Source organism: Megasphaera paucivorans, from assembly GCF_900103535.1.
Lineage (GTDB): Bacteria > Bacillota > Negativicutes > Veillonellales > Megasphaeraceae > Megasphaera_A > Megasphaera_A paucivorans.
This window is the reverse complement of sequence record NZ_FNHQ01000004.1, coordinates 71,824-90,307: the sequence shown is the minus strand read 5'-3', so window position 1 is coordinate 90,307 and position 18,484 is coordinate 71,824. Positions and strand designations below refer to the sequence as shown.

Sequence of the window (18,484 nt, the reverse complement as noted above, 5' to 3'; positions counted from 1 at the left end):
TTGTCTATGGAAAAAAGAATTCAGCTGGCCGATAGGAGAGAGGCAAAAGCAATTTTCGGAATGAAAGATGAGTTTTTAAAGGTACTCCAGCATGAATTTCCGAAATGCCGGATTGCAGCTCGCGGTGATGAAATAATTTTAGTCGGAGAGGAGTCGGATTTAGCATATGTGACTAAAATCTTTGATATATTACGATACCTGAATCGAGAAAATACATATATTACAACGCAGCATGTGCGATACTCGTCTCTTATGATACAGCAAGGCAAGGAAGAACTGCTGCGTGCGATTTACTCGGATACGGTGAATATCTCTGCCAGAGGGCGGCTTATTAAACCGAAAACACTGGGGCAAAAAAAGTATGTCGATTCGATTCGTAAAAATCTCCTTACCTTTGGCATTGGTCCTGCCGGTACGGGAAAAACGTATTTGGCGGTTGCACTTGCGGCGTTTTGTCTGCGTAATCGTGAAGTCGAACGTATCGTCTTAACGCGTCCGGCTGTGGAAGCCGGAGAAAAGCTGGGATTTCTTCCGGGCGATCTGCAGGAAAAAATAGATCCGTATTTACGACCATTATATGATGCCTTGGCAGACATGTTTGGCTATGATCAATTTCAAAAACTCATTGCCAGAAATATTATTGAAGTGGCTCCGTTAGCATATATGCGCGGACGAACACTGGAAGAATCTTTTATTATTCTGGATGAGGCCCAAAATACGACGCGGGAACAAATGAAGATGTTTTTGACACGTATGGGGAATCACTCACGCGTTGTTGTCAATGGCGATATTACACAGATCGATTTGGCTGATCGTAAAACCTCAGGACTCACAGAAGCGCAAAAAGTACTGGCTGATGTGCAGGGTGTCGGTATTGTTCCCTTTACAGATGAAGATGTTGTGCGCCATGATATGGTCGGACGGATTATCCGGGCATATGATCGATTTTATAAGAACGAGTGAGGAGTGATAGGATGAACATTACCATTAATTATGAGCAGGAAATAGTTAAAAGCACAGCATATGAAGCAGTGATTGAACAAGTATGTACAGAAGCAGCGATTGTATATGGATTAGGTTCCCATACGGAAATAAGCGTTCTTTTGTGTCACAATGAATATATACACAGTCTTAATAAACAATATCGTCAAATAGACCGACCTACGGATGTGTTATCATTTGCACTGAATGAAGGGGAATCCTCCGATTATGATGGACCGGATGCCAATTTACTGGGAGATATTGTTATTTCACTGGAAAAAGTGCAGGAACAGGCGGATGAATATGGTCATTCTTTTGAACGAGAATTAGCCTATCTGACGATACATGGTATGCTGCATATATTAGGGTATGATCACATGACGCCGGAAGACAAGCTGGAAATGCGCAAAGAGGAAGAATTTATTTTGCAGCGGTTGGGCTATGTCCGTGCAGGAGAAGCGTTATGATCGAGGATGCAGCAGTGGCGATACTCATCAAAAAAGCGAGAGAAGCTCAGCAGAATGCCTATGCTCCTTATTCACATTTTTCTGTTGGGGCGGCGGTATTAACCGAGGATACTCGTATATATACGGGCTGCAATGTAGAAAATGCATCTTACGGACTTACTATGTGTGCAGAACGCAATGCGATATATAATGCCGTAGCCGGAGGCTGCCGCGTATTTCGAGCCTTGGCACTTGTGGGAACGGGTCCGGATTGGATTACACCGTGCGGCGCTTGCCGACAAGTTATGGAAGAATTTCATATTCCTGAAATTATTTTGACAAAATCCAATGATACATATAAAATAGTATCACTCCGGGCATTGCTCCCGCATGCTTTTGGTTTATGAGGGTATTTTTTAATAGGAAAACAATAGAAAACAAGGAGCTATATATGGAACAAAATTTTAAATCTGGATTTGTGGCGGTTGTGGGTCGTCCTAATGTAGGAAAATCGACGTTGATTAATACTATAATTAAACAGAAAGTAACTATCGTATCGGATAAGGCACAGACCACGCGAAATCGCATCTTATGCATTCATTCTGATGATGCCTGTCAAATTATATTTCTGGATACGCCGGGCATTCATAAACCCAAGCATAAATTGGGACAATTTATGGATGAAGCTGCTTTTTCTTCTATGAAGGATATTGATGCTGTGCTTTTTCTGATTTCTGGAAACGAAAAGAAGGGGCCGGGAGATCAATTTATCATAAATAAGCTGGAAAATATAAAAGCACCTGTTTTTTTAATTATTAATAAGACGGACAGGATGAAAAGAGAAGATGTTTTGCAGAAAATCACAGAATATTCGTCGCTGTATCCGTTTAGCCAAATTATTCCGGCATCTGCTCGGACGGGAGAAAATGTAGAGGTCATTCTCGAAGAACTGCAAAAAGTACTGCCCGAAGGGCCTAAATATTTTCCGGAAGATATGATCACGGATCAGCCGGAACGACTGTTGGTTGCAGAAATCGTCCGAGAAAAGCTATTTCGCTGCATGCAGGAGGAAATTCCTCATGCCATTGCCGTGTATGTGGATGAAATGAAAACACGAGGCAATAATAAAGTGTATATCCGCATGACCGTATATGTTGAAAGAGAGTCGCAAAAGTATATTGTCATTGGTAAAAATGGTACCGTTTTAAAAAAAGTGGGGCAGCTGGCCCGCCAGGAAATAGAAAATATTTTGGGTTCATCTGTGTTTCTTGATATATGGGTCAAGGTGAAACGAGATTGGCGAAACCAGGCATCCGCACTCAGCGAATTTGGTTATAAAAATGAAGGATAGGAGAAGATGACTTATCGAAGCAACATTACAGGCAGTGCCGCAATATATAGTATTACTAATTCTGTGTCTCATATGTAATGCGATTTTCGTAGCCGGAAAATTTGCTTTTGTACAATTACGTCGTGAGTATATCGAAGAACTCGTACGAGACGGCAAGGAAAAGGCAAAATTTTTATTGACATTGTATGACAGACCGACAGTCTTTTTAGGCATGGCTCAATTGGGAATGGCTATTTCTAGTTTGGCGGCAGGCGTTGTTATTACGTTGCTGTTCTTTCACATATATCCCTTATTGGTGAGTATCATTACTTCCTGGTGGCTTGTGTGGCTTGTGTATCTATGTTTGTTTCTTGTATTGGCAATTATACTGCAATGGGTACTTTGTGAGCTGGTACCCAAGTCTTTGGGATTAGAACGAGCGGAAAGCAGTCTCATGACAGTCGGGCGTTTTATTTATTTTTGGAGCCGTTTATTATTTCCGGTCATTCAGTTTGGCAATTGGTTTGGGCGGAAAATTATGGGTGTATTGGGACTCAGTGTGACTAATGAAATTGATATGGCGCATTCAGAAGATGAAATCCGCATGCTGGTTACGGCCAGTCATCGAGAAGGGAAAATCGATCAGGTAGAAAGTGAATTGATCGGAAATGTATTTGATTTTGCGGACAGGCTGGCAAAGGAAATCATGGTTCCGCGTCAAGAAATAGTCTGTCTTTACGTAGGTGATTCAACAGCCATAGATATGCAGACGATTCGAAAATCACGGCATACACGATATCCGCTATGCAGTGAAGATAAAGATCATATCTTAGGGTTAGTCCATATTAAAGATTTTATGGATCTCTATCTAAATCACCGCAGCAATCTACGCCTTATTACTCGTCCGATCCTCATGATTCCGGAAGTGATGCACGCATCTAAGCTGCTGCAGCTGATGAGGGCGCAGCGAACTTATTTGGCTATTGTTGTTGATGAATATGGAAGTACGGTCGGTCTTATTGGATTGGAAGATATTATGGAAGAATTGGTAGGCAATATTCAAAATGAACATCATGCAGAAAAGGAAGACATACAACCGCTGGCCGATGGTGAATATGAATTTGATGGTACCGTTTTACTGGAAGATGTAGAAGAACTTCTTCATATACCGGTAGAAGAAGATGTAGATACGGATACGATCGGTGGATATATATTTAACCTGTTAGGGCATACGGCTTCTGTGCGAGAAGAAGTGGAAATCGGGAATTACCGTTTTATTGTTCTTGAAATACAGGGATTCCGAATCAGTCGGGTCAAAGCGGTTCCTAAGACAGAACTGAAAAACGAAAACGGTGAAAGTGATGAGACATAATACGGGATACCATTCCTCACAATCGCAGCGGCTTGACGGAGTGATTTTGACCATAAAGAAAAACCATTCGTCTTATCAGGTAATGACCGTATTTACCTTGCAGCAAGGATGGCTTCGCGTTTTTTTGAATACATCCAGAAAACATCGCAATCAAGGGAGCGGCAGTCTTTCTCCTTTGAGCATCATTACGTTTGATGTGTGGGAACGCGGGGGAACACGGACCCTCGGCGAATACGAATGCGTAGTTAATACATTGATTTCTTTTTTGACAGTAGAATCCTATACATACGCACAAATTTGCATTGAAATGGTACTGCATCTTTTGCCTGAGAAAGAAGCGGATCGAAATGTATATGAACTTCTTTGCCGGTATAGCAACCTTATAGGGAAAAAAAATGAACGAATTCTTACGATCATAACCGGCTGGCAGCTTGTTGCATTGGCAGGATTCTGTCCTGATATCGAGGGGGTCCATATATATCAAAACGGCATTACCGACACAGGAAGGCCGGTATATTATTTGTCGGAGGAATCGGAACCGGCATTGCCGGCTGTCACGCTGTCTTCCTCGGTACAGCAGCTGTGGAAGACTATTTTGGCTTATGATTGGAATACAGAACAGCCGCTGCAGATCAGTAAAAAAGCAATTGCCTTTCTTGAAGAATTACTTTACAGTTATGTTCAGCAATGTACGGAACAGCCGCTGCATGCAGTCGATTTTTTATATACGATTGAAAAACAATAGCAGGTCATAGATTTTGAGTCTACGACCTGCTATTGTTTTTACAGCAAGGGGTATACAACATATCATACTTCCAGTTCTTTCTATGCTCTTGTATAGAAAGGGAAAGCACGTTGTAGGTTGCAGCATTGCGGATAATAAGAGCTTCATAAGACGGATGCCAATATTGGCGGATACTGCTGCGGGATACATTCAAGTGATACGTTAAATGTGTCTTGCAGGAAACCACAAATTTACTGATATGATTTTTGCGGTGCCGGGAGTGGTGTTTGAGAATCATGTGAATATGATTGGGCATAATAACATAGGAGTCGATACCGATAGCAAGAGCTTGATTTTTCAGCGATTCCATGCCGCGTGCTGCTGCATGGCCCCAAGTGGTGGGAATCCAGGTTGCAGTCCCTTTTTCTGTTTTGATGTGGCCTAATAAACAGTGGTGGTGCAGCGTTTTAATGGTGATAAATTGATGATGCGGTGTTGTAAATGGGTCTGCTGTACATGTTTCGTCTTCGAGTACTATCTTCAGTCTCATCACCTCCTATATTACTATAAACAAACAAAATGAAAATAAAATTATAAAATGTTTTTTATAGATTAAAAATAAGTAAAAAAATATCTATGTATAAATATATTTGTTAGAAACAGATTAAAAAGTTTTTTAGAGGTCGCCTGCTTTCGCTGGAATATATGGTTGTTTTTTTATAATAGTGTGTTATAATAATCTCACTGCAGATTAAGAAAGTGAGATTTATTTGCAGAATATTAAGAGTATTTATATATTTCAATGACAGACTGCTGTTTGCGAATACGTGTCGTAAGGAGAGAATATACATGGTTCATAGCATGACACAGGGGAACCCTATCCGGCTGATACTGGCCTTTATGGTTCCTCTTTTGATTGGTAATATTTTTCAGCAATTTTATAACATCGCCGATGTTATTATTGTGGGACGTATTATCGGAGTCCATGCACTGGCTGCAGTGGGGGCCGCGGCGCCCTTGTTCATGGCTGTGTTGGGCCTGACTATTGGTTTGACATCCGGATTTACAGTTATTACAGGGCAATGTTTTGGTGCAAATGATGCCGACGGAGTGCGTCGCTCCGTTGCTATGTCTGTGATGTTGTCTCTGGCAGCTACCGTTTTATTAATGGCCGTATCGGCCCTTTTTATGCCGGTGTTTCTCGGCTGGATGAATGTATCATCAGAGTTGTATCAGGACTCGTATAGTTATGTTATTATCATTGCGTATGGACTGATTGCCATGGTAGCGTATAATTTACTGGCATGTATTGCCCGAGCTTTGGGAGATAGCAAAACGCCGCTTTATTTTTTAATGCTTTCGTCCGTACTTAATGTTATATTGGCAATTGTTTTTATATTGCAATTCGGTTGGGGAGTACCGGGATCGGCTATTGCGCTTGTGACGGCTCAGGGAATCGCCGCTGTGTTATGTTTTCTATATATGCGGAAACGCTTTCCTATTTTGCGCATGCAGCGGAGAGATTGGCAATTGGATTGGGATTTTGCGTGGAAACACTTGCGAATGGGATTGCCTATGGCCGTACAATTTATGATTATTTCCTTAGGCCTTATCGTTATTCAATCTGTGTGCAATACGTTTGGACCGGAAACAATTGCGGGCTTTATCTCTGCTACGCGATTGGAACAGCTGGCATTGCAGCCGATGATTTCTTTTGGTATCGCCATGGCTGTATTTACAGCGCAAAATTACGGAGCACAGCGGTATGATAGAATTCGAGAAGGGGTGAAGCAATGCTCACTGGTATCTTTGCTCTTTTGCGGCGCAGCAGCCGTGTCGATGTTTTTCTTTGCCAATGAACTTATCAGCTTGTTTACTGCAGAATATGATGAATTGCTTATGCAGCAGGCCTCCTTATATATTAAAATGTCTGTTCCTTGTTACTTCTTTTTAGGTCAGATTTTTGTATATCGAAACGCATTGCAGGGCATGGGAATTTCTATTGTTCCGCTGGTCAGCAGTTTGCTGGAACTCGTCGTCCGCGGGGTCAGCGCCCTGGTATTGGCTTCTATGTGGGGATACTTCGGTATTTGCTGTGCCAGTCCTATCTGCTGGATCACGGCATGTCTGTTTACCAGTGGATGTTACTTTTATGTACGAAATACCATGATGAAGAAAAATTGAAGGCTCGTTCCTAGGTATACAATGAATCCCCGCCGGAGAATGATCCGGCGGGGATTCATTGTATTATCTTACGTAAAAATTATATGCGTCATTTAAAACGCGGGAAGAATGGTTCCCTGGAAATGTTCCAAAATAAACTTTTTAATGGGTTCTGATTGATAAATTTCCAATACTTTTTTATAAGCAGGATTATCTTTATCTTCTGCGCGGACTACCATTACGTTAGCATACGGAGAGTTTTTGTCTTCTACCAGAAGAGAATCTTTCTGCGGATTCAGACCTGCCGGAATCGCATAATTCGTATTGACGCAGGCGATATCGGCATCATCCAGTGAACGGGCAATTTGTGCTGCATCTAATTCAAGGAATTTAAGATGTTTAGGATTTTCTGTGATATCGGTTACCGCGGTATCGACGGAGGTACCTGTTTTGAGTGTGATCAGCTTGGCCTGCTGGAGCAGCAGCAACGCTCGGGCTCCATTTGTTGGATCATTGGGAATAGCGACAGATGCGCCATCGGCAATATCGTTTAGATTTTTGTATTTATGGGAATAGATAGCCATAGGAAGAATGATGGTCTTCCCGATGGAGACTAGTTTTAATCCCTGTTTTTTGACGACATTATCTAAATATGGCTGATGCTGCATGGAATTCATATCCAGATCTTTGTTGGCGAGGGCCGTATTGGGCTGCACATAATCGTTGAATTCTACGACATCAAGATGAATCCCCTGTTTAGCGGCTTCTTTTTTGACTTCATCCATGACTTCTGCATGCGGACCGGCAGTTACCCCGATTTTGATATCTTTTTTTTCTTGACTGGCTGTATTGGTACTCGAACTGCCGCAGCCGGCAGCAAAAAGGCATAGTGCTGCGATCGCAGCGATAATACCTATTTTTTTGTTCACTAATTTCATAAAAATACTTCCTTTCGTAGGGGAATTTTACCCAGCAGTTTATTTTTTGTTTTTCTTGCGGGAGGTGAAATCTCCGCCGAATTGAATGACGTTGACAACAACGATAAGTATGATAATTGTTGCCAGCATAACGTCGGCCCTGAATCGCTGATATCCGTAACGGATCGCGATGTCCCCCAGACCGCCGCCGCCGATGGCACCCGCCATGGCGGAAGCACCTATTAGATTGACGATGAGGACAGTTATATTATTAATGATCGTCGGCAAAGCTTCCGGAAGTAATACTTTGCGGATGATCTGAAAAGGAGAAGCCCCCATGGATTGTGCTGCTTCTACGAGGCCGAAATCAACATCACGGATCGATGTTTCTACGAGCCGGCTCAAGAACGGGATAGCGACAATCGTCAGGGGGACACAGGCCGCCGTTGTGCCGATAGAAGTACCGGCAATAAGACGCGTCAAAGGAATAATGGCGACCATCAGGATGATAAACGGCACCGACCGAATGATGTTGACAACGGTGCCGAGAAGCTGATTGATATATTTATTTTCTAAAATATGGTGTTTGCTGGTTGTAACAAGGGTTATTCCCAAGGGAATACCGATAAGAGCCCCGATGAAGGTAGAAATAAATACCATAAAGGCTGTTTCCTGAATACCTTGTAATAATAACTTAATGATTTCTTGGGACATAACCTAAAACCTCACTTCCAATTGGTAATTCTTTAATGTAGGCAAGTGCTCTTGTCTGTGTTTCCATATCGCCCATAAGGGTTATAATAAGATACCCGAACGGTTCATCCTGAATATAATCAATATTGCCGTAGAGAATGCTGATATCGGCGTCAAATTTACGTATCAAGGTAGATACTATCGGATCCTTGGTGATGCAGCCCTTAAACCGAAGGCGTACGAGCATGCAGCGGTCCGGTGCCGGCTGGTCGGAAACGCCGAGCTTGACAATTCCTTCAGGCAATTCCATATTGATCACCGAATGAACAAATTCTTTCATCGTTTCTGACTGTGGGTTTGTAAATACATCGACGACGCGGCCCGATTCTTTAATGATGCCGCCTTCAATGACAGCCACACGATTGCAGATTGCTTTGATAACCGCCATTTCGTGCGTAATAATGACAATGGTTAAGTTCAGTCTCTTGTTAATATCCTTTAACAAATCAAGAATAGACTTCGTCGTCTGTGGATCCAGCGCAGACGTAGCTTCGTCACAGAGCAAAACATTAGGATCACTGGCGAGTGCGCGGGCGATACCGACACGCTGCTTTTGTCCGCCCGATAATTGAGCCGGATAATTGTATTGCCGGTCGGTCAGCCCGACTAGTTCGAGCAGCGACTCCACTTTGCTGCGGATTTCTTCCTTGGAAGCTCCGATGAGTTCCAGCGGAAAAGCAATATTATCATATACCGTGCGGGAAGAAAGCAAATTGAAGTGCTGAAAAATCATGCCAATATGTTTTCGTTCCTGACGAAGCTGATGTTCATTCATTTTAGTTAAATCGTCGCCATCGATAATGACCGAGCCCGATGTCGGCTTTTCAAGCATATTAATACAACGGATAAGCGTCGACTTGCCGGCGCCGCTCTTGCCGATAATGCCGAAAATTTCTCCGTCATGAATGGTAAGGGAAATTCCGTTTAAAGCTTGCACCTTGGTTTTACCGCCGTAGTTCTTTGTAATGTCTTTCAAATCAATCACAATATCAACTCCTAAAACATCTTAAAAATGAGTACAAAAAAACCGTCAACAGATGACGGTTAACTTTGCGTACAAGTTTCATCTGCCGGAACAAATCCGATGGAATTGGCACCTTCCCGTATGGGGGTTGCCGCAGCGTCATCAGGCCATTCCCTCAGCTGCTCTGGATGAATACAATATAGTATTGTTGCTGTAAATAATACCATTGTTCCTGATAAATGTCAACAAAAAAAGTATTTTTTTATAAGCAGGAATTTTATCTGCATATGTTGAATATAGTACATATAAAGGCTGGCAGCCGCAATGTTGCATCCTGCTTATAGGATCTGCGGGTACGGGCTGATGAAAGGAAGGGATTGTTATGGCAGCAATCGTTAGAGGAAAGAATATTGAAGTAACTCCGGCATTAAAAGACTATGTATTGAAACATGAAAAAAAAGTAACTAAATATTTTGATAATGAGGTAACTCTCCAGGCACTTCTTTCTGTTGAAAAAGAACGTCAAATTGCTGAAATCACACTGAAAGTGGACGGTGTAGTACTAAGAGGCGTGGAAGCCAATGAAGACATGTATGCGGCTATCGACCTTGTATTTGATAAAATGGTCCGCCAGATACATAAATTTAAAACAAAATTGGCTCGCCGTATGAAAGGCGGAGCTTTTAAAGATGAATTGGTTGTCGGCAAGACGGAACCGGAAGAAGTATTTGAAATTGCTCGTGTGAAAAAATTTGCTGCACGGCCGATGGACGTGGAAGAAGCTATTTTGCAGATGAATCTTGTCGGGCATGATTTCTTTGTATTCCTTAATTCAGAAACAGATACAATTAATGTGGTATATAAACGGAAACATGGAAAATATGGAATTATTGAACCGGAATATTAAACGCAGCAGTCTGCTGATGCATCAGTAAATATGAAAAATCCCTCACCCTATATAAGGTGAGGGATTTTTGTCGACGACGGAATTAGTCTTCCGAGTTTATTTTTGAGATTTTTTGTTTAAAATGAACAGCCTTGTCGAATTCCTTTTGTATAGACATATCGGCCCCGCCTTCCCATAGACTAATAAGGATAATAGCCAGAAGAGAAAATAAAAAACCAGGTACGATTTCATATAAATCAAACCAAGCAAATTGTTTCCAAATCAAAACGGTGACACCGCCGACGATAATGCCTGCCAAAGCTCCGTTTTTGGTCATTTTTTTCCAGAACAGAGAAAGCAATATTGTCGGGCCGAAAGCAGCACCGAAACCGGCCCAAGCATAGGCAACCATGGTGAGAATGTAGTTATCCGGGTCTAAGGCTAAGTAGATCGCCACGGCGGAAACAGCCAGTACGGTGATACGGCTAATGTAAATCAATTCTTTTTCGCTGGCGTGGGTACGGATAAACGTGTGGTAGAAATCCTTGGAAATGGCAGATGCCGTAACCAAAAGCTGGGATGACGCCGTACTCATGATGGCTGCCAATACGGCAGACCAGATGAGTCCCGAAAGAAACGGCGGAAATAGCTGTTCGCTCATAATAAGAAATACCTTTTCCGAATCAGCTCCGATGAGTGGAGTCGTTAGTACCACTTTGCCGACCAGCCCGACAAATACAGCTGCCGATAACGAAATAATGACCCAGGTCATGGCGATATGCTTTGCCTTGTGTAATTCGGAGGCATCCTGGATCGCCATAAAGCGGACTAAAATGTGAGGTTGTCCAAAATACCCCAGTCCCCAGCCGATGGCTGAGATAATAGCAATGATACCGGCAGGTCCTTTGTCAGGCACTAAATCCAGAAGCTGCGGCGAGGTCGCTGCCACGCGTTCCAGAATGACATCGAAGCCCCCGGCATATATGCTTCCGGCTACAGGAACCAAAACGATTGCCAAAAACATCATGCAGCCTTGAATGAAATCGGTCCAGCACACCGCCAGAAAGCCGCCGAGAAACGTGTAAATAACAACGACGCTGGCACCGGCTAACAGTGCGGTAAAATAATCCATGCCAAAAACGATTTCAAACAGTTTGCCGCCGGCAACAAATCCCGAGGAAGTATAGATCAAGAAGAAAATAAGGATAAAAACAGCGGATATAAGACGAATAAGATTGGATTCATCGTGAAAGCGGTTTTTTAAATAATCGGGCATAGTCAAACTGTTATTGGCAATTTCTGTGTAGTTGCGCAGGCGTATAGAGACATAATTCCAGTTTAGATACGTGCCTAATGCCAGACCAAAGGCTGTCCAGAAGGCCGAAATGCCCGTGGAATACGCAAAGCCGGGCAACCCCATCAGCATCCAGCCGCTCATGTCAGATGCCTCTGCACTCATCGACGTAATCCAGGGTCCCAGGCTGCGGCCGCCAAGAATATAATCGCTGAGTTCCTGCTGCGAGCGGTAATAGTAAACACCGATTGCCAGCATCAGCAATAAGTAGGCCGCAAATGCAATCAATACGCCTGTATTTGTTTGAAACATAAGAAAAAACTCCTCTCGACGGGAAACTATCCCGTTTGTAATGATCTTTTACATGACTATATATAGAATATATAATAAAAGAATAAAATAATAAAATTAAAAATATGTTTACATTTTACTTTACTTTACGTAATCAAGCAAGGCGTTATTCATCGGATCGTCCATCCTATAAAGGAAAAATAACAAATAGACCGTTTTTTTCCTATGCAGGCTGCCGAAATAGCAGCGCTTGCGGAGACGGGCGGTTTATTGGTATGATAGAGTATAGTAATTATAATAAAGAAGGTAATAGCAGCTATGAATATAGTAACGGCAGAAAACGTAAAAAAATCATATGGCATGCGGGTTTTATTTGATAATGTGCATTTTTCTATTGACGTCGGACAAAAAATCGGGCTGATCGGGTTAAACGGCGCCGGTAAATCTACGTTGCTGCGGATTATTGCCGGCCAAGTAGAAACAGATAGCGGGGAGATACAGTACAATCAAAAAGCGCGTATTCACTTTCTGCCGCAGGAACCGGAATTTGTACCGGGCCGGACCGTTTTGGAAAGTGTGTTGGATGGGGATTTGCCGGTGATGGCACTGCTGCGCAGCTATGAAGCGGCCGTACAGCATAACGATAATAAAGCTGTTGCGGATTTGATGGAGGATATGGATCGTCTGCAAGCCTGGGAATTGGAACAAAAGGCAAAAATCATCCTGCAGCAATTAGGCATTGACACGCTGGATCAAGTCGTAGATACGTTGTCCGGCGGGCAGCGCAAACGAGTAGGACTCGCACGCGCTCTTATTTTGCCTTGTGATCTGCTGATCATGGACGAACCGACAAATCATTTAGATGATACGACCATAGTCTGGCTGGAACAATATTTGCATGACAGTCCGTCGGCTTTGCTGCTCAGTACGCATGACCGTTATTTTCTCGATCAGGTTATTGATTCTATGCTGGAACTTGATAGGGGAAAGGTCTATGCCTATAACGGAAACTATGCACAATATCTCGAACTGCATCAGCAGCGCTTGGAACAGGAGGAAGCAAGTGAAGCGAAACGCCGCAATCTGATCCGCCGGGAGACCGCTTGGATCAAACGCGGGGCACAAGCCCGCTCGACGAAACAGAAGGCACGTAAGGAACGATATGAACAGCTCTGTGCCATGGAATCGGGAAAACCGACGGGCACCGTGGAAATTCTGGATACTTCGACACGCTTGGGCAAGACTATTCTGGACATAGACGATGTATCGTTTGCGTACGAAAAAAAGGAACCGTTGTTTCGACATGTGACCTATCATGTTGTAAAGCATGACCGTATCGGGATCATCGGGGAAAACGGCGCCGGCAAATCAACTCTTCTTAACGTGCTGGCCGGACAACTGTCTCCCACGGAGGGGAATTTGACTATCGGGCAAACCGTGCGGTTTGGCTTTTTTACGCAGCAGCTGCCTGCCTTTGATGAAAATCAACGGGTCATAGAATATGTACAAGAGCATGGTGCCTATGTAACGAATCAATTCGGCAGGACCGTATCCGCGTCGCAGCTGTTAGAGCAATTTTTGTTTACCGAGGAAATGCAGTGGACCTATATCTATAAACTCAGCGGCGGGGAACGGCGCCGGCTGTATTTGCTGCGGATTTTGATGGAACAGCCGAACGTATTGCTGCTGGATGAACCGACCAATGATTTAGATATACCCACGCTGATCGTCTTGGAACAATATCTCGACACCTATCAGGGCGTGGTGCTGACGGTATCCCATGATCGATATTTTTTAGATCGCGTAGCGGATACATTGTTTATTTTGGAACGGGGGACCTGGCGGCGGTACTATGGCGACTACTCGGAGTATTTATTGGAAAAGTCCGTAAGCCATACAGAAAAATCAACTATCACGTACGCCGCAGGCGAAGAAAAATCATGTTCTTCGAAAATACTGCATCAAGAGAAAAAAGGCTTGACGTTCCGTGAAAAGGAAGAATTAGAGACGATTACCCGGGAACTGCCGGGGTATGAAAAAATGCTCACAGGCTTGAACCATGCTGTTGCGGCCGCCGGCAGCAATTACGAACAGCTGGAAAGCGTGCTGAAGGAGCAGCAGGACATGCAGGAAAAGGTAGAGTATATGACCGCGCGCTGGTGTGAACTGGAGGATAAGAACCAGTAATCGTGTAAATTATGCGTAAACGGAATGGTACCTATGTAAAATCAATTAAGGGATTTTCACAAAAACATTGGAAAAATTACAGCATTTGTATTATCCTATAAACAAGAGATTGTGAAAATAATAATTTACAGTTATTACCCTTAAGGAGAGAATACATTGCCTACATTTACAAGTCGTTTCAGAGAAATTCCTCGTCGAGTTCCCATCGACGAGCACAATATTGCTGTGCAATTCGATGAAAGTAAGTGCAAAAACTGTACATTGTGCCGCCGTACGTGTGCGAACGAGATGACTGTCCTTGATCATTATTATCTTCCCAGTACGGGTGATATGCCCATGTGCGTGCACTGCGGCCAATGTGCCGCCGTATGTCCGTTCGGCGCGATCACTGAAGTATCGGAAATTGAAAAAGTAAAAGCAGCTATTAAAAATCCTGAAAAAGTCGTCATTTTCCAAACGGCACCGGCTGTGCGTGTCGGCTTGGGAGAAGCCTTCGGCAAACCTTTTGGCACGTTTGTGGAGGGAAAAATGGTGGCTGCGCTGCGAGCCCTCGGCGGCAACTATGTATTTGATACAAACTTTGGGGCGGATCTGACCATTATGGAGGAAGCCACGGAACTGCTGAACCGCCTGCAGTCAGAAGAAGCACCCATCCCGCAATTTACCAGCTGCTGCCCGGGATGGGTGGAATTTGCGGAGATTTTCTACCCGGATTTGATTCCGCATTTATCGACCACAAAAAGCCCGATCAGTATTTTAAGTACGATCATTAAAACATATTTTGCAAAAATGAAAGATATAGAAGCTGAAAATATCGTCAATGTCTGCGTTACGCCATGTACAGCGAAAAAATCCGAAATACGCCGGCCCGAATTGAAGGCTTCGTCGCAGTACTGGGATATTCCCGGTATTCGAGATACAGATTATTGCATTACCACGAGAGAATTAGCCCGGTGGATGGGAGAAGAAGGCATTGATTTTGATGCGCTGGCGGATTCTCCTTTTGATGATGTGTTCGGACAGGCTTCCGGCGGCGGCATTATTTTCGGCAATACGGGCGGCGTGATGGAGGCAGCACTGCGGACGGCCTATTATATGTTTACCGGGCGCAAGGCTCCTGCTATTTTCCTGCCATTTGAACCCGTGCGGGGACTGGATGGAGTAAAAAAAGCAACGGTCACGTTCGGCCATTTTGTTATCCATGTGGCAGCCATCAGCGGACTTGCCAATGCCAGGGCATTTATTGATGATTTGATTGCCCGCAATGCCTTTGAAGATTACTCCTTTATCGAAGTAATGGCCTGTCCCGGCGGCTGTATCGGCGGCGGCGGCCAGCCGAAAATGAAACTGCCCCAAGTCAAAGCGGCACAGCAGGCACGGATGGATTCCCTGTATGCTCGGGATGCAGAAACCGATATCAAGGCCAGCTGGGAAAATCCGGCGATCCAGAAATTATATAAAAAGTTTTTGGGAGAGCCCCTGGGAGAGATACCGGAATCACTGCTGCATACGTATTTTATGAGTAAGCACTCCCTTCTCGGCAAAATGGGACAGGTCAAGCCGGAGGATAATCCCATGTCCACCCGGTTTAAACCGCATGAAGTCAATAAAGTGTAACTACAGAGGACGGCGAAGGCAGAGAGCATTCTTTTTTTGCATTCGCTGTTTTTATTATGTATTTCCTGTATGAAACAGTGATTATCAATTTCCGGTCTTTCTCATATATGAAAACGAGCCGCGGTACTGGAGAAAAACTATCGGTCATGGAATAGTTTTCTCAAAATTACTGCAGTAAACCTGGAAAATGTATACAAAATCACAATTTAAGCTTTACAAAAAGGAAACAGTGAGATATAATAGCAACAAGGTGATAGTACGGAAACTGAATACTGAAGGTATGTGTTTACGTGGCCGTAGGTATCATCTTTCAGAGCAGACAGCAGCATACTCAAGGCAGTAAAAGAGAGGAAACTAGGACAACTCGCCAATGACCCCTTGAGAAATATGCAGAAGCTCGCACTGTAACGAAGCAAGTATTACAAACATAATTTTTTCAGAAAAGGGGTTTTATTTTATGAAAAAGAAAATCTTGGCTTCTTTAGTTGCTACGATGGCTGTAGGCGCTACCTGCGCATTCGCTGCCAACCCGTTCGTTGATGTACCGACCGACAGCTGGGCGTACAAATCCGTTGTAGAATTAGCTGACGCTGGCATTATCCAGGGCGTTGACGGCACGTATTTCCAGGGCAGCCGCAACATCACTCGTTACGAAGCTGCTGAAATGACAGCAAAAGCCATGGCTCACATGGACAAAGCTTCCGTTGAACAGCGCGCTATGATCAACAAATTGGCTGACGAATATGCTGATGAACTCAACAACCTCGGCGTTCGCGTAAGCAACCTCGAACAAAAAGTCGGCAACGTCAAGATGACCGGTGATTTCCGTATTCGTTACAAACACCAGTCCGATGGTTTTACACGTGATGCGGCCAGAGTAGATCCAATTACTCAGAAAGTCACTCCCTTGAGAACAAACGACCAGTTCCAGTATCGGATGCGTCTCCGTGCCAATGCCTACATCAACGATAAGACCAAGGCCGTTCTTGGTATTAGTACTGGTAATAAGACTTTCTTTGATGGCGCTTCAACAGCTGCTTCGGGTGAAAGTACTTCTAGCTATGTGGATGATGCCTATGTTACGTCCGATCTCACCAAGAACTTCAACGTAAAAGCCGGCCGCTGGGATTTTTACAACCTCGGCAATGGTCTCGGCTTACAGTACGGTGATACCTTCGAAGCCATGCAGGGTCAGTACAAATTAGGCAACTTCACCTTGACCGGCGGCTTTGGTGAATTTAAAGAAGGTGCTGCTTATACTGGTGTGTATACGGATGCTGATGGTAACCCAGTTTCAAATAATAAGTATATTACTCAAACAGGAGGTCATACTTTAGTAGGTGTACAAACTGGTTATGGTGAAATCGAAGGGGCGTTTAATAAAGTAGGCTTCGGTGTATACTACAATGCCTTCAATGATTCTACTGCTAAAACGCAAAATCTTTCCAAGATTATTGGCGGCTATGCAAAATTCCAATTGGGCGACAAATGGAATTTGATTGGCGATTATCAGAAGGTTAAGAAAGACCAGACTAAACAATATGATGATGATGCTAACTTGTGGGGAGCTAAGCTTTCCTACGGTACGGCAGCCTTCAATAAGGCGGGCAGCTGGGATGCATGGTTGGAATACATCAATGCAGATCCGAATGCACTGTATGGCTCCACGAACAGTTGGAGACAAGCTAACCTCATTGATAACGTTAAATCCTGGGGTGTTGGCGTGGATTACACGATCGGCAAGAACGTCATGTTCTCCGTTATGCAGTCCTTTGCTTCGAGCCTCAAAGATTCCTCTTACGGCACCAAGGATCCTAACGAAGAAACTCGTGCACAATTCGTATTCGTATTCTAATCAATCGAATAAGATTTTTAAAGACCACTCTTCGGAGTGGTCTTTTTTTGTAGTTAGAAAACCCCTGGTTAGACCAGGGGTTCCAAAAAGCTTAAGCGATGAGTCTATAAAGGTTTAAAACAAAACACCTTTAATGTAAGATAAGAATGCGGTCCGTCAACTGCAAACCTATCCACATCAAAGGAGGTCATTCAATGAATGACACACACAGTCTATCACACAGTAAATGGAATTGTAAATATCATGTAGTATTTGCGCCGAAGTATCGGCGGCAAGTATTTTATGGGCAAAAGCGATATGAAATAGGGCAAATACTACGAGAATTATGCCAGTGGAAAGGTGTGACTTTACTAGAAGCAGAAGCATGCCCGGATCATGTACATCTGCTGTTGGAAATTCCCCCCAAGATGAGTATATCGCGTTTCATGGGATTTCTCAAAGGAAAAAGTAGTCTGATGATTTATGAAAAATGGGGAAATATGAAATATAAGTACCGGAATCGACAATTTTGGTGTCGTGGATACTACGTAGATACCGTAGGGAAAAACGAGAAGAAGATAACTGCCTATATTCGCGAACAACTTAAAGAAGATGAAATGTCCGAACAGCTTACATTAGATTTAGAAGACCCGTTTACGGGTAACCGGAAATAATATGCAAGTAACGGACCGAACATGCGCTGTAAAGCGCCGCTGGTAGACTAG

The 18,484-nt window shown here is 43.6% G+C and carries 17 protein-coding genes and 1 riboswitch; of the genes, 12 read left to right on the top strand and 5 right to left on the bottom strand.

The features are described from left to right. Positions 1-6: 6 nt before the first annotated feature. Genes BLR11_RS03015 through recO form a run of 6 tightly spaced genes read left to right on the top strand, consistent with a single transcriptional unit; the run spans position 7 to position 4,874 of the window. Positions 7-963 (top strand): PhoH family protein, encoded by a 957-nt coding sequence (locus BLR11_RS03015; RefSeq protein ID WP_091648120.1) that lies wholly within the window; start codon positions 7-9, stop codon positions 961-963. A gap of 11 nt (positions 964-974) precedes the next feature. Further along, positions 975-1,448: an rRNA maturation RNase YbeY gene (gene ybeY / locus BLR11_RS03010; protein ID WP_091648064.1), complete on the top strand. Its 474-nt coding sequence runs from the start codon at positions 975-977 to the stop codon at positions 1,446-1,448. Further along, positions 1,445-1,834 carry a cytidine deaminase gene (locus tag BLR11_RS03005; protein ID WP_091648063.1) on the top strand — a complete coding sequence of 130 codons (390 nt, stop codon included), beginning with the start codon at positions 1,445-1,447 and terminating at the stop codon, positions 1,832-1,834. Before ybeY ends, BLR11_RS03005 begins: the two co-directional genes overlap by 4 nt. Before the next feature lie 44 nt (positions 1,835-1,878). Further along, the gene (era, locus tag BLR11_RS03000) at positions 1,879-2,778 is read left to right on the top strand and encodes a GTPase Era (RefSeq protein WP_091648061.1); all 900 of its coding nucleotides are present in this window, start codon (positions 1,879-1,881) and stop codon (positions 2,776-2,778) included. A gap of 34 nt (positions 2,779-2,812) precedes the next feature. Continuing rightward, positions 2,813-4,129, top strand: a complete 1,317-nt coding sequence (locus tag BLR11_RS02995; protein ID WP_245675062.1) for a hemolysin family protein — start codon at positions 2,813-2,815, stop codon at positions 4,127-4,129. Then, complete coding sequence (gene recO, locus BLR11_RS02990) at positions 4,119-4,874, top strand: DNA repair protein RecO (RefSeq protein WP_091648057.1); 756 nt, start codon at positions 4,119-4,121, stop codon at positions 4,872-4,874. Before BLR11_RS02995 ends, recO begins: the two co-directional genes overlap by 11 nt. A gap of 19 nt (positions 4,875-4,893) precedes the next feature. Here recO and BLR11_RS02985 read toward each other — a convergent pair whose 3' ends face one another. Next, positions 4,894-5,403, bottom strand: coding sequence for a transposase (locus BLR11_RS02985; protein ID WP_091648055.1), 510 nt, complete (start codon positions 5,401-5,403; stop codon positions 4,894-4,896). A gap of 299 nt (positions 5,404-5,702) precedes the next feature. On the opposite strand from BLR11_RS02985, the gene BLR11_RS02980 reads away from it, so the two are divergent. Continuing rightward, positions 5,703-7,037 carry an MATE family efflux transporter gene (locus BLR11_RS02980; RefSeq protein ID WP_091648054.1) on the top strand — a complete coding sequence of 445 codons (1,335 nt, stop codon included), beginning with the start codon at positions 5,703-5,705 and terminating at the stop codon, positions 7,035-7,037. Positions 7,038-7,129: 92 nt separating this feature from the next. Here BLR11_RS02980 and BLR11_RS02975 read toward each other — a convergent pair whose 3' ends face one another. From BLR11_RS02975 to BLR11_RS02965, 3 genes are read right to left on the bottom strand one after another with little or no spacing between them, the layout of a single operon-like run. Further along, positions 7,130-7,954, bottom strand: coding sequence for a MetQ/NlpA family ABC transporter substrate-binding protein (locus BLR11_RS02975; protein ID WP_091648052.1), 825 nt, complete (start codon positions 7,952-7,954; stop codon positions 7,130-7,132). Positions 7,955-7,993: 39 nt separating this feature from the next. Next, on the bottom strand, positions 7,994-8,647 hold the full coding sequence (locus tag BLR11_RS02970) for a methionine ABC transporter permease (protein ID WP_091648051.1): 654 nt from the start codon (positions 8,645-8,647) through the stop codon (positions 7,994-7,996). Continuing rightward, on the bottom strand, positions 8,628-9,671 hold the full coding sequence (locus BLR11_RS02965) for a methionine ABC transporter ATP-binding protein (protein ID WP_091648050.1): 1,044 nt from the start codon (positions 9,669-9,671) through the stop codon (positions 8,628-8,630). The genes BLR11_RS02970 and BLR11_RS02965 overlap by 20 nt, the downstream gene beginning before the upstream one ends. A gap of 75 nt (positions 9,672-9,746) precedes the next feature. Continuing rightward, positions 9,747-9,845, bottom strand: a riboswitch (SAM riboswitch). Positions 9,846-10,032: 187 nt separating this feature from the next. Here BLR11_RS02965 and hpf point away from each other — a divergent pair. Beyond that, on the top strand, positions 10,033-10,557 hold the full coding sequence (gene hpf, locus BLR11_RS02960; protein WP_091648048.1) for a ribosome hibernation-promoting factor, HPF/YfiA family: 525 nt from the start codon (positions 10,033-10,035) through the stop codon (positions 10,555-10,557). An 82-nt stretch (positions 10,558-10,639) separates the two neighbouring features. Here the strand turns inward: hpf and putP are convergent, their stop codons facing one another. Further along, positions 10,640-12,142 carry a sodium/proline symporter PutP gene (putP, locus tag BLR11_RS02955; RefSeq protein ID WP_091648047.1) on the bottom strand — a complete coding sequence of 501 codons (1,503 nt, stop codon included), beginning with the start codon at positions 12,140-12,142 and terminating at the stop codon, positions 10,640-10,642. A 297-nt stretch (positions 12,143-12,439) separates the two neighbouring features. Here putP and BLR11_RS02950 point away from each other — a divergent pair, with 297 nt between their 5' ends. The 4 genes from BLR11_RS02950 to tnpA all read left to right on the top strand — a co-directional run bounded on the left by BLR11_RS02950 (position 12,440) and on the right by tnpA (position 18,433). Further along, entirely contained in the window at positions 12,440-14,308 is a 1,869-nt protein-coding gene (locus tag BLR11_RS02950) for an ABC-F family ATP-binding cassette domain-containing protein (RefSeq protein WP_091648045.1), read from the top strand. A 156-nt stretch (positions 14,309-14,464) separates the two neighbouring features. Further along, positions 14,465-15,925 carry a [FeFe] hydrogenase, group A gene (locus BLR11_RS02945; RefSeq protein WP_091648043.1) on the top strand — a complete coding sequence of 487 codons (1,461 nt, stop codon included), beginning with the start codon at positions 14,465-14,467 and terminating at the stop codon, positions 15,923-15,925. 457 nt (positions 15,926-16,382) lie between these two features. Then, on the top strand, positions 16,383-17,780 hold the full coding sequence (locus BLR11_RS02940) for an S-layer homology domain-containing protein (protein ID WP_091648042.1): 1,398 nt from the start codon (positions 16,383-16,385) through the stop codon (positions 17,778-17,780). 194 nt (positions 17,781-17,974) lie between these two features. Next, positions 17,975-18,433: an IS200/IS605 family transposase gene (gene tnpA, locus BLR11_RS02935; RefSeq protein WP_091648040.1), complete on the top strand. Its 459-nt coding sequence runs from the start codon at positions 17,975-17,977 to the stop codon at positions 18,431-18,433. Positions 18,434-18,484: the final 51 nt, after the last annotated feature.